The organism is Pseudoalteromonas sp. NZS71, assembly GCF_015864715.1.
Classification (GTDB): domain Bacteria; phylum Pseudomonadota; class Gammaproteobacteria; order Enterobacterales; family Alteromonadaceae; genus Pseudoalteromonas; species Pseudoalteromonas arctica.
On sequence record NZ_JADYWS010000003.1, the window covers coordinates 194,609 to 207,177 of the forward strand.

Sequence of the window (12,569 nt, forward strand, 5' to 3'; positions counted from 1 at the left end):
ATATAAGTGATTTTATTAAAACGAACTTTACAATTTTTTATCATTTGTGTGTTAATTGGTCTGATTACTTTGATCAGTCTTTATTACTACGTTAAACCTGATATCCCCAGTGTGCAAGTTTTAAAAGACGTGCAATTACAAACTCCTATGCAAGTATTCACTAAAGATGGGCTTTTAATCAATCAATTTGGTGAAAAACGTCGTATTCCAGTGACTATTGATGAAATTCCTCAAACACTCATTAATGCATTTTTAGCGACAGAAGATAATCGATTTTACGATCATATAGGCATAGACCCTATTGGTATAGTACGTTCGGCTGTTGTTCTTATATCTACTGGCGAGAAAAAACAAGGTGCAAGTACTATTACTATGCAGCTTGCTCGTAATTTCTTTTTAACACGCGAAAAAGCGTATATCCGTAAAGTTAAAGAAATATTTATAGCGCTTCATATTGAAGGAGTGTTAACAAAAGACGAAATTTTAGAGCTTTACCTTAATAAAATAGAATTAGGTAATCGTGCTTTCGGTATTGGTGCAGCAGCGCAAGTTTATTACGGTAAAGAGCTAAAAGATTTAACACTTGCACAAATGGCGATGATTGCAGGTTTACCTAAAGCACCTTCTGCTTTAAACCCAATTCGTAACCCAACGCGTGCAAAAGCACGCCGAAATGTAGTTTTAGGCCGTTTATTAACTGAAAATTATATTACTCAAGAAGAATATAACGAAGCAACTAGCCAACCTATCACCGCTTATTTTCACGGTGCAGAAATAAACTTATACGCACCGTATATCTCTGAAATGGTGCGCGCTGAAATGGTTTCGCGCTATGGGGTAGATAAAGCCTACAACTCTGGTTTTAAAATTTTTACCTCAGTAGAGTCAAAGGTTCAAAAAGCAGCGCAAAACGCACTTGTAAATAACTTACACAGTTACGATATGCGTCATGGTTTTAGAGGTCCAACTGATGTTTTATGGAATCCTGAAACACAACCAGCTTTAACTGAGCAACAAATACTCAATAAATTACAGAGCGTAAATGAGTTAGGCACTTTAAAAGTTGCAGCAGTACTCAGTGTTAATAATAAAACAGCTACAGTACTACTTAAAAACGGTGAGCAAACAACTCTCAGTTGGGATAGTTTAAAATGGGCGCGTAAGTATATTACTCGCTACCGCCAAAGCTTTGCTCCAAAAGCAGCTACTGATATTTTAACGCCAGGTATGCAAATATGGGTACGTCAAAACGAAGATAACAGCTACTTATTAAGCCAAATACCAGAAGCATCAAGCGCTATTGTATCCCTCGATCCACAAGACGGTAGAATAAAAGCTATTGTAGGGGGTTACAGCTTTGAGCAAAGTCAATACAATCGAGCGATACAAGCTAAGCGTCAAGTAGGTTCTAATATAAAACCTTTTATATATTCAGCAGCACTTGAAAAAGGTTACACGCTTGCGTCTATATTAAATGATGCACCTATAAACCAATGGGATAAGAGCCAAGGCGTAGCATGGCGTCCTAAAAACAGCCCTGCTGTTTACAACGGTCCTATTCGAATTCGCCGTGCTTTAGCACAGTCTAAAAACGTTATTTCGGTGCGCTTACTACGTGGTGTTGGATTGCAACGTACAGCTGATCACTTACTAAAATTTGGTTTTAAAGACGCTGACATTAACCGTAGTGAATCATTAGCACTTGGTAGTGCTTCTATTACCCCGCTTGAACTTGCAAGAGGCATGAGCACATTTGCCAATGGCGGTCATTTAATTGAACCTTACTTTATCTCAGAAATTCAAGACGCTTACGGCAATGTATTGTTTAAAGCAAACCCTGCTCTTGCCTGTGACGAAGAGCCTTTGCCAACACACAATGCACTCTCAATGCATAATAGTGATGATGAAATGGAGCAAACGAAAAAATGTGCGCCGAGAATTATTTCTAAGCAAAATGCATTTTTAATTGCTGATGCTATGAATAGTGCAATTTGGGGGGGTGGTAGCTGGGCTCATAAAACAGGTTGGAGTGGAACCGGTTGGCGAGCACAAGCGCTAGATCGTCGCGACATTTCAGGTAAAACAGGCACAACTAATGACTCAGTAGATACCTGGTTTAGCGGTTTTAATAGTAATGTGATGACCTCAGTTTGGGTTGGTTTTGATAACCCGGGCAACGCTCTTGGTCGCTCTACGTATAATAACAACCTAGATAGCAGCCAAATATCAGGTGCGGAATCTGGCGCTAAAACCGCGCAGCCAGCTTGGGTTGAATTTATGAAAGCGGCACTTGAAGGCAAGCCTGAAGCCCCAATTGAGCCGCCTGAGGGACTTGTTTCTATTCGTATTGATTTAGCTACTGGTTTATTAAGCCATAAAAATGACTACACGAGTCGATTTGAATATTTTGAAAAAGGTACTGCACCTACAAAGTATGTGCTATCTCAGCCTAACGATATATTTGAAGAAGACACTAAAACAGAAGAAGAGCTATTTTAATAATATGTATGTAATACAAAAACGGCAGCTTATTTAAGCTGCCGTTTTTGTTTAAACCAAAGTTTTATTTTAAGTTTTGAACAAGCCAATATAAATCAGAGTGCACACCCGCAGCGGTCACTTCCCTACCCGCTCCTGGCCCCTGAATCACTAATGCATTATCGCTATACCATTTGCTATTAATTACAAAAATATTATCGCCAGGTGTAAGGTTTGCTAACGCATCGCCATTAGGCACATACGCTATTCCCACTTTAGCAATTACTTCACCTTGTGTGATTTCTAACAAGCCCGTATATCTAAGTACTGAATTTTTAGACTTTGCTGTCACTGCATGCTCTTCGATGAACGCGTCTAGCTGTGCTTTTTTATTTAAAAAGTCATCCCAACTTCCCAGCGCAAGCTCATCTGGCATCAATGCTGATAAGCTAATATCGTCAAGTTCAAGCTCAACACCTAGCTCTCGGGCTAAAATAAGTAGCTTACGCTGCATATCTCGCCCAGATAAATCTTCGCGAGGGTCTGGCTCTGTGAATCCCATTTTCTGAGCTTCCAGTAGCAACTCAGAAAATGGCCTTGTTCCATCATATTTACTGCATAGCCACGAAAGCGTGCCTGAGAAAACACCTTCTATACGTGTTATTTTATCGCCACTATTTTGCAAATCAGCCAAAGCAAAGTTAATAGGTAAGCCAGCGCCTACACTGGTGTTATATCGCCAATGTAAATTACGTTCTGTAATATTACTACGAAGTGCTTTATACCAAGTAGTCGGTGCTGTTCCAGCGTATTTATTAGCACTAATTAAATGACAGTTTCTATCTACAAAGTCTGGATATAACAAGCTAAATTGTTCACTTGCGGTAATATCAATTACAATTTTATGCTCGTAATCGAGCTCATTTATAGCATTCAGTAAATCTGCAGATTGATAGCTATTTGCCTCATGCTGCCATTGAGTTTTCCATTGCTGTGTATTAATACCACTTGCATTAAACAGCATTTTTTTAGAGCGAATTAGACCGACTAATTTAATACTAAAGTCATCCGATAAACGCTCAAATTGTGCCGATAACTGTTTAATGAAAACGTCGCCAACGTTACCAAGCCCCGCAACTATAATTGCGATTTCTTGGCCTTTATTAATTAGCTTATCGTGTAAGTCACTTTGTATATCACTATCTATAAATTGATCGGTAAGCAATAAAGCATAGCCAGTATCTTGATGGACAAAACGAGGTTTTATGCTGTGGAGTTTTAATAAATCTAATGCTTGTAAGCTTAATGTATTAACGTCTTGCTCAGGCGCTACAATTGCACAACCGTTTAAATTTGACTCGCTAATATTTGCCCTACCCGCAAAATAATTAATAACCAGATAAGTTTGTGCTGCAGGTACTACTAAATACACTTCACCATTATGGTTAAAGTGATGAAGGCTATGCTGAATAAGCTGACTAACACTTGCAACCTCACCTTCACTTAATCCTTCAACCATTAATAGGTCAACATTTTGCAACGTAGTTATAAAGCGCTTTTTCTTCGCTGAACCTTCTTTTACTATATCTGTTGGACTTGCTTGTACGTCAAAACTACTGCGAACAGCTAGCTTAATATCTGTGTTTTTAAGAGGCGATAGTGTTTTTGCATGTAATACAGGGTTACCCAAACGAGCTAATAAATTAGCCTGCCCACGGCAAATTTTGCCGTATTTAATCGCTTTTTGTACCTTGCGAGGATCAGTGCTATACACCCCCTGTGTATCAGTCCAAATACATACTTGCTTAGCATTGCAATAATTTGCAAGTAGTGTTGCACTGTAGTCACTGCCATTTCGGCCAAGTGTTACAGTCTCGCCTTTGATATCTGCGGCAATAAACCCAGTAACAACATTTATTTTATTAGGCAAAATTAACTGCCCACATTGCTGCGCATTTTGCGCATGCATTAATTCGCCATCATTTAAGGTAAAAAGAGTACGTGCATCTTGAGCGCATGCCTCAATATTTAGCTGCTGTAAATAAGTAGCGAGTAAACGTGCTGACCACAGTTCGCCATGTGCAAGTAATGCAGCCTCTTTTAGCTGCTCAGCTTGAGCAAGTTCTGCAATATAGCTAAGTTCGATACTTAGTGTTTTAAGTGCACTTCGTTTGAAATCGGCTTCTAATAGCTGCTTTATTAAATCACTTTGATGGTTATTTAACTGCAGTAAAATATCAGCTACTGCTTGAGTATCTTGTTTTTGATAGCTTTGCCAAAGTAATACTAGCGTATCGGTTGTCTTACCCGCAGCCGATACCACCACACAATCACCCGGTTGAGTATGTGTAATTATTATTTTTGCTACGCTTTGGTATCGCTCACTTGAGCTTAAACTTGAACCACCAAATTTATGTACACAATTGACCATATTAATCACCAAAGCGCCGGACGGGCTGCACTTAATTTAACGTTCCCACCAGAAGTGCCTGCACCTTTGCCTACACGGCCAACATTTTTATTTTGCCCTGGTTTTACAAGTTCAAACACTCGCTCAAAATCAGCGACTAAATCGTGTATATCTTCAATACCTACCGAAATACGAATAAGCGTATCGCCCACACCCGCTTCTAAACGTGCTGTTGCCTCCATACCTGCGTGCGTCATAGTTGCAGGGTGACAAATTAAGCTCTCTACGCCACCTAGTGACTCAGCTAAACTAAACGTTTTAAGACTAGTTAAAAATGCCGCAGCGTCATTTATATCGCCTTTAATATCAAAACTAACCATGCCACCAAAACCAAGTTGCTGTGCTTTAGCCAGTTCATGTTGAGGATGTGACTCAAGACCTGGGTAGTAAACTTGGCTTACATATTCAGAGCTTTCAAGATACTTAGCTATTGCCAGTGCATTTTCTTGATGCTGCCTTAGGCGCACATTTAAAGTACGTAAACCACGAAGCGTTAAATAGCTATCAAAAGGCGCACCCGTAATTCCAATGTTATTAGCCCACCAAGCAAGCTCATCGCCTAACTCTTGTGTTGCGGCAATAACAGCGCCGCCTACTACATCTGAGTGTCCGTTAATGTATTTAGTGGTTGAATGCACCACAATATCTACACCAAACTTAATAGGGTTTTGTAAAGCAGGCGACAAAAACGTGTTATCTGCAGCCACCAATGCACCGCATTGCTTTGCAACATCGGTAACCGCTTTAATATCTGTTAAACGAAGTACTGGGTTACTTGGGGTTTCTATCCAAATAAGCTTAGGTTTAATTACTAAAATTTGTTGAAGGCTTTCTTCTTTTGTTAAATCTAATATTTCGAGCTTTAGTAGTCCGCGTTTTTGTAAAGATGTAAATAAACGATAGCTGCCACCATAACAATCATGTGGAATTACTAACGTATCGTCACTATTAAGTAGCTGAGTAGCTAAATGCACGGCAGCCATGCCTGTAGCTGTAATTATGCCACGAGCGCCACCTTCAAGCTTAGCAAGCGTCTCAGCTAAAATATCACGATTAGGATTACCGCTACGACCATAATCATACTCACGCTTAGTATCAAAGTCGGCAAACGAATAAGTAGTCGATAAATAAATTGGCGGTACCACCGCACCATGATGTTTATCAGCATCAACGCCGTTACGTACAGCAATGGTCGCTTTGTTTTTTTCGCTCATATTCGTCACCTGATTAATTTGGATGTTTAGACGTCTAAAAGAGTAAGTTATCCGTTTTGATAAGTCAAAGTATTTTAAAGCTCTAGATGGCTAAAAGTAGAAGAGGCCTCTGCGAATAACACATTTTAGCTCACAAAAGTGTGCTTATCTTTACACCTACAATAGGCTTATTAAGATAGATCTGTATCTATTATTTGACTATCTTTTTTAAATCGATAGAATTTCACGCATATTTACACGCTTTTTATACCGTGTGAGAAATTAATAATCTGAGGCAACGATACATCTTATGGCTAAATGGAATGGTGAGTATATTCACCCATACGCAGAACACGGTAAAAAATCAGAGCAAGTTAAAAAGATCACCGTTTCGATCCCGCTAAATGTATTAAAGGTATTAACTGACGAACGTACACGTCGTCAAATCAATAACCTTCGCCATGCTACAAATAGTGAATTGCTATGTGAGGCATTTTTGCATGCTTTTACTGGCCAACCTTTACCAAATGACGATGACTTACGTAAAGATAACGCCGAAAAAGTGCCAGAAGAAGTTAAAAAAATAATGCAAGAAATGGGTCTAGAAGTACCCGTTTTAAACGAAGAATAAATATTACAAAGACAAAAAAACCTCAGTAATTACTGAGGTTTTTTTATGTCTAAATTTTATTGCATAGCTCTACTGTATAGATTTACTGCATATAGTTTTCAGGTAGCTCAATTTGTGCAACACCTGACTCAATAGCAGCAAGTGCAACAGCTCTTGCTATACGCGGCAGTAAACGTGGATCCATTGGTTTTGGAATAATATACTGCGCACCAAATTCTAGTTTATCTACTCCAGCGGCTTTTAAAACTTCTGCAGGTACTGGCTCTTTGGCAATACTTCGAATAGCATCTACTGCAGCAATTTTCATTTCATCGTTAATAGCACTTGCACGTACATCAAGCGCACCACGGAAAATAAACGGGAAACATAAAACATTATTAACTTGGTTAGGGTAATCAGAGCGCCCTGTTGCCATGATTAAATCGTTGCGTGCGCCGTGCGCAAGTGCAGGATCAATCTCAGGATCTGGATTTGAACATGCAAACACAACTGGTTTTGCAGCCATTAGCTTTAAATCTTCAGCCGCTAATAAGTTAGGGCCAGAAACACCCACAAACACATCAGCATCTGCAATTACATCTTGCAATGTACGCTTATCGGTATTGTTAGCAAAAAGCTGTTTGTATTCATTTAAGTCATCGCGGCGGGTATGAATAACACCTTTGCGGTCAAGCATATAAATGTGTTCACGCAGTGCACCACACTTAATTAACAGCTCCATACACGCAACAGCGGCAGCGCCTGCACCTAAACATACAATAATTGCATCTTCAATTGACTTACCTTGTACTTCTAGCGCATTTAACATACCAGCAGCCGTAACAATGGCAGTACCGTGTTGATCATCATGAAAAACAGGAATACTACAACGCTCTATTAATGCTTTTTCTATTTCAAAACACTCTGGTGCTTTAATATCTTCAAGGTTAATACCACCGAATGTGTCGGCAATGTTGGCAACCGTATTAATAAAGTCTTCTGTTGTTTTGTGCTTAACTTCAATATCGATAGAATCAAGCCCTGCAAAACGTTTAAACAATAGCGCTTTACCTTCCATTACAGGCTTAGACGCTAAAGGACCTAAATTACCAAGGCCTAGAATTGCAGTACCATTAGTAATAACCGCAACCATGTTACCTTTACCAGTATATTTATAAGCATTTGCAGGATCTGCAGCTATTTCACGTACAGGTTCGGCAACACCTGGGCTATACGCAAGTGCAAGATCATGAGCCGTTTCAGCTGGTTTTGTAAGCTCAATGCTAATTTTACCTGGTACGGGATGTGAGTGGTAATGTAGTGCTTGTTCACGAAAGTCAGACATAACGCGATGGTATCCTGCAATTTAAGTTAAAGTGAGAGATGGAGTCTTGGGTACGATACCCTTATTATTTTTAAATTCCAAGCAATATCAGGTCTATCCTGTTATATGCTATATCCTTTAATTTTAAGAGGTTTTTCAGTAACTTTGCAGGATTATATCAACATTTAATAAATAAAAATTCACCTAAAAAGTAAGTTTTAAGGTGCTTTTATGCCTATCAAAATCTTATAAAATGTATACTTAAAGTATCAGCATAAACTTAGAATAACAGCCTACTACCCTACTTTAAAAACAGATAAGCCCACGTTAGCTACTTTTATCAACCTAGTTAAAAATTGTACTATTTAAAATATAGAGAATATCTATCGATTTGTCTGTAAAGGATTATGCATACTCAGAATAAGAATAGGAAATAGTTATGCAAAAGGAGGGGATAGTTAAAATCAACGAAATAATACCAATCTGCTTATATATGGGGTCTATTTAACGTTAAGAAAATTACGCTAGAACTAGGCAAAAATTTTTGTATCTAGTTGTTCTAAATAAAAAAATTTTAACGACGTTATAGTGCAATTTAATTCGTTAAATTGCTCAAAGATTTATGTAGGTTGGCTTAAGATAATAAATAACAAATTTTAGGCACAAAAAAAGCACCCTAAGGTGCTTTTTTTAACTAAACAGCAATAATTACTTCTTGCTGGCAAGTGCACCGAAGCGCTTGTTGAAGCGATCAACACGTCCGCCAGTGTCTAAAACTTTTTGCTTACCAGTGTAAAACGGGTGACACGCAGAACATACGTCTAAGTGAATGTCTTTACAAAGAGTTGAGCTAGTTTCGAATTTATTTCCACATGAACATGTTGCAGAAATTACTTCGTACTTAGGGTGAATACCTTCTTTCATAGGAACCTCTAGTTAAGGCCGCATCGCTCTCCAAACCCGGAGTTTGGCACCATACGTCGTTAAAACAAATTTGTTGGTGGCGGATTTTATCCAACAACCTCCCCCCACACAAGTATTTATTTATATTTTTGCCAAAAAAGTGAACAATCTCTTTCTCAAGCACTATTGCTAGTAGGTTTTTAGCGTTATTTTTAGTACATTACAGCATTAATTTTACGGGTTGAGTTGTTATGAGTTTTGTTGAAGTTGCTATTAAAGTCCCGCTTCCACGCACCTTTGATTATAAAATAGAAGAACAGCTCAGTGGCTTATCAATTCCCTTACTACCTGGCATGCGAGTTTTGGTACCTTTTGGTAATCAAAAAAAAGTAGCGGTTGTTTTGGGTATTAAAAGCAGTACCGACGTCCCTTTAAATAAAATTAAAAATATTATAGAGGTAATAGACGACGCCCCTATTTTAAGTGCCCAGCATTTAGAACTCCTTAGCTTTACTGCCCGCTATTATTGCTATCCATTAGGCGAAACTATTCATATAGCGCTACCTGGTGCACTTCGCCAAGGTGAATCGCCTGATAAAACCAGTATTAATATGGTTGCCCTGACAGAAAAAGGTGCAAAAGTACCGTCATTAAAAGCTAAAACACAGCTCAACCTATTAAAGCAGTTATCGCAATCAGGTAAGTCATCATTAACTGAGTTAAAAGCACTGGGCTTTAGTAAAAAAACAATAGATAGCTTAATAGATAAAGAACTCATAACACAAACTATTGAGCACGATAACCAATGGCAAAGTGTTGCTCCAACCGTCGGTAGTAAACCAGTACTTAATAAAGAACAAGCGGTTGCTTGCACAGCTATAAATCAAAGTACTGGCTTTAGCAGCTTCTTATTAGAAGGCGTAACGGGCAGCGGTAAAACCGAAGTGTATTTACAGTGCCTAGAAGAAGTACTCAAACGTGGCGAGCAAGCCCTCGTACTCGTGCCCGAAATCGGCCTAACACCACAAACCGTAAACCGTTTTCGCCGCCGCTTTCCTGATACACCCATTATGCTTTGGCACTCAGCACTTACCGACAACGAACGTTTACAAACATGGCGTTTTTGCGAAAAAGGCAGTTGCGCGATAGTTATTGGCACGCGTTCGAGTATTTTTCTGCCATTTTTAAAACTCGGTATGATTGTTGTTGATGAAGAACACGATTCATCATTTAAACAACAAGATACCCTTCGTTACCATGCTCGTGATTTAGCCGCTTACAGAGCTTTTCAGCATAAAATTCCGCTTATATTAGGCAGCGCCACACCCGCGCTTGAAACACTTCACAAAGCAATTAATAACAAATACCAGCTATTAAGTTTAACCGAGCGCGCGCAAACAGCGACTGACAATCAGTTTAAGTTACTCGATATGAAAGGTCAGCCCGACCAAGCAGGTATTGCACATGCAAGTCTTGCTACTATGCGTCAGCACTTAAATCGCGGTAAACAGGTTATGGTATTTTTAAATCGCCGAGGTTTCTCACCCACCCTTATTTGCCATGAGTGCGGTTGGTTGAGCGAGTGTAAACGATGCAGTACCAGCGCTACATTTCATAAAGCGATTGGGCAAATGATCTGTCATCACTGTGGCGACCAGTACCCTGTCCCTCACCAATGCCCTGACTGTGGAAGTACGCAAATATTTCCTAACGGTAAAGGCACAGAGCAAATTGAAGAGTTTTTATCGACCGAATTCCCTGATACACCTGTTACTCGTATAGACCGCGATTCAACTCGCCGTAAAGGTAGCCTTGAAAAAGCACTTGATGAAATAAACCTAGGCGGCGCACGCATTTTAGTGGGCACACAAATGCTTGCCAAAGGCCATCACTTTGCAGATGTAAGCCTTGTTATAATTTTAGATGTAGATAGCGGCTTATACTCATGCGACTTTAGAGCGACAGAGCATTTAGCGCAATTAGTCACCCAAGTAGCGGGGCGTGCTGGACGTTCAGGTGAGCCTGGTCAAGTGTTATTACAAACACACTTTCCAGAACACCCTCTTTTGCAAGACTTAGTTAATAATGGTTACCAAGACTTTGCCCGCTTTGCTCTTAGTGAGCGCGATGATGCTGACTTACCGCCCATTACAAATATGGCCATTGTGCGTGCACAAGGACATAGTATTAAACTAGTCGTCGATTTTTTGACGGATTTGGTTCCTGTGAATGGGGTATCTGGTATACAATTGCTCGGTCCGATCCCTGCCCCACTTGAAAGAGTCGCAGGTATGTATCGTTTTCAATTGCATATTCAAGCGCAAGATCGTCGCATATTACATCAGTACCTTGCGCAAATGGTTGATTATTTAAGTACCAGTAAACTTGCACAAAAAGTACGCTGGAGCTTAGACGTAGACCCTATAGACATGATTTAGGTTAAGGCCAAAATAACACCATGGCACAGCACGATTATATTAATAAAAAGCCTGCAGGCAGAAACAGTAAAAAAAACGCACCCGCTAAAAAACCATTTCCTATTCTTTTAGCCGTTATAGCCATCTTACTTGTAGGTGGTTTTGCCTACACACTATGGTTTATAAAAAGTAATGCCGATCCAAAGCTTGTCGAAAAACAAGCTAACCCAACTGCACCCGCAAAAGTAGAAGTTGTTATTCCACGTACACCGGAATTTATTAAAGAAATTAGAAACCACGAGATTCAAGTTGAAGTAAAAGAACTTGAGCAAAAAGGTCCTTATGTTATGCAATGCGGTTCGTTCAGAACTCATGCACAAGCTGAATCATTAAAAGCTAAAATCGCATTTGCAGGGCTCATTTCTGAGATCAAACAGGCTGAAGGCAGCAATGGCACTTGGTATAAAGTACGTTTAGGCCCTTATAAAACCAAACGCCAAGCCGAAAGCGATAAAAACAAACTTAAACGTGTAAAAATAGTCGGCTGCGGAATTTGGGGCTGGACTTGAAAATAAACCATTCACCCATATAACCTCATCATAATCGTTTTTTACGAGTTGCCTCTGCAGCTCGATGATGAGGAATAACATGACTACTATCGTAAGTGTTCGCCGCGGCGACAAAGTTGTAATTGGCGGCGATGGCCAAGTTTCACTTGGTAACACCGTAATGAAGGGCAACGCCCGCAAAGTTCGACGTCTTTATAATGGCAAAGTAATCGCTGGTTTTGCCGGCGGTACTGCTGATGCCTTCACTCTTTTCGAACGTTTTGAAAGCAAATTAGAAATGCACCAAGGTAACCTAACTAAAGCCGCAGTAGAAATGGCTAAAGATTGGCGAAGTGACCGTGCACTTCGAAAACTCGAAGCGCTGCTCGCTGTAGCAGACGAAACAGCCTCTTTAATTATTACCGGTAATGGCGATGTAGTTCAGCCAGAAAACGATTTAATTGCAATTGGTAGTGGTGGTAACTTTGCGCAATCAGCTGCAACCGCCCTTTTAGAAAATACAGATTTAAGCGCTCGTGAAATAGTAGAGAAAAGCTTAACTATTGCAGGCAACATCTGCGTATTTACTAATAACTTCCAAACAATCGAAGAATTATAATAGGAAC

General features: G+C 39.6%; 9 protein-coding genes. 5 read left to right on the plus strand and 4 right to left on the minus strand.

Annotation, left to right across the window (positions count from 1 at the left end):
• Positions 1-6 precede the first annotated feature (6 nt).
• Complete coding sequence (locus tag I6E85_RS03095) at positions 7-2,499, plus strand: penicillin-binding protein 1A (RefSeq protein ID WP_197236586.1); 2,493 nt, start codon at positions 7-9, stop codon at positions 2,497-2,499.
• A 64-nt stretch (positions 2,500-2,563) separates the two neighbouring features.
• Here I6E85_RS03095 and metL read toward each other — a convergent pair whose 3' ends face one another.
• Both metL and metB read right to left on the minus strand, forming a co-directional pair.
• Entirely contained in the window at positions 2,564-4,909 is a 2,346-nt protein-coding gene (metL, locus tag I6E85_RS03100; RefSeq protein ID WP_024589893.1) for a bifunctional aspartate kinase/homoserine dehydrogenase II, read from the minus strand.
• 5 nt (positions 4,910-4,914) lie between these two features.
• On the minus strand, positions 4,915-6,162 hold the full coding sequence (metB, locus tag I6E85_RS03105; protein ID WP_010553801.1) for a cystathionine gamma-synthase: 1,248 nt from the start codon (positions 6,160-6,162) through the stop codon (positions 4,915-4,917).
• 289 nt (positions 6,163-6,451) lie between these two features.
• On the opposite strand from metB, the gene metJ reads away from it, so the two are divergent.
• On the plus strand, positions 6,452-6,772 hold the full coding sequence (gene metJ, locus I6E85_RS03110) for a met regulon transcriptional regulator MetJ (protein ID WP_007586263.1): 321 nt from the start codon (positions 6,452-6,454) through the stop codon (positions 6,770-6,772).
• A gap of 82 nt (positions 6,773-6,854) precedes the next feature.
• Here the strand turns inward: metJ and I6E85_RS03115 are convergent, their stop codons facing one another.
• Together I6E85_RS03115 and rpmE are read right to left on the minus strand one after the other, a co-directional pair.
• Entirely contained in the window at positions 6,855-8,096 is a 1,242-nt protein-coding gene (locus I6E85_RS03115; protein ID WP_007582028.1) for a malic enzyme-like NAD(P)-binding protein, read from the minus strand.
• Positions 8,097-8,783: 687 nt separating this feature from the next.
• Positions 8,784-8,999, minus strand: coding sequence for a 50S ribosomal protein L31 (gene rpmE, locus I6E85_RS03120; protein WP_007582029.1), 216 nt, complete (start codon positions 8,997-8,999; stop codon positions 8,784-8,786).
• 230 nt (positions 9,000-9,229) lie between these two features.
• Between rpmE and priA the strand changes: the two genes are divergently transcribed.
• The 3 genes from priA (at position 9,230) to hslV (ending at position 12,562) form a co-directional block, all read left to right on the plus strand.
• Positions 9,230-11,416, plus strand: coding sequence for a primosomal protein N' (gene priA, locus I6E85_RS03125; RefSeq protein WP_007582030.1), 2,187 nt, complete (start codon positions 9,230-9,232; stop codon positions 11,414-11,416).
• 20 nt (positions 11,417-11,436) lie between these two features.
• A complete protein-coding gene (locus tag I6E85_RS03130; protein WP_007582031.1) occupies positions 11,437-11,964 on the plus strand; it encodes an SPOR domain-containing protein in 528 nt (175 codons plus the stop codon).
• Positions 11,965-12,043: 79 nt separating this feature from the next.
• Positions 12,044-12,562 carry an ATP-dependent protease subunit HslV gene (gene hslV / locus I6E85_RS03135; RefSeq protein WP_002958366.1) on the plus strand — a complete coding sequence of 173 codons (519 nt, stop codon included), beginning with the start codon at positions 12,044-12,046 and terminating at the stop codon, positions 12,560-12,562.
• The last annotated feature ends 7 nt before the right edge of the window (positions 12,563-12,569 follow it).

Bases quoted from the DNA above. Each gene is read 5' to 3' on its own strand.
- rpmE (WP_007582029.1), bottom strand. From the start codon at position 8,999: ATGAAAGAAGGTATTCACCCTAAGTACGAAGTAATTTCTGCAACATGT.
- I6E85_RS03130 (WP_007582031.1), top strand. From the start codon at position 11,437: ATGGCACAGCACGATTATATTAATAAAAAGCCTGCAGGCAGAAACAGT.
- priA (WP_007582030.1), top strand. From the start codon at position 9,230: ATGAGTTTTGTTGAAGTTGCTATTAAAGTCCCGCTTCCACGCACCTTT.
- I6E85_RS03115 (WP_007582028.1), bottom strand. From the start codon at position 8,096: ATGTCTGACTTTCGTGAACAAGCACTACATTACCACTCACATCCCGTA.
- metJ (WP_007586263.1), top strand. From the start codon at position 6,452: ATGGCTAAATGGAATGGTGAGTATATTCACCCATACGCAGAACACGGT.
- hslV (WP_002958366.1), top strand. From the start codon at position 12,044: ATGACTACTATCGTAAGTGTTCGCCGCGGCGACAAAGTTGTAATTGGC.
- metL (WP_024589893.1), bottom strand. From the start codon at position 4,909: ATGGTCAATTGTGTACATAAATTTGGTGGTTCAAGTTTAAGCTCAAGT.
- metB (WP_010553801.1), bottom strand. From the start codon at position 6,162: ATGAGCGAAAAAAACAAAGCGACCATTGCTGTACGTAACGGCGTTGAT.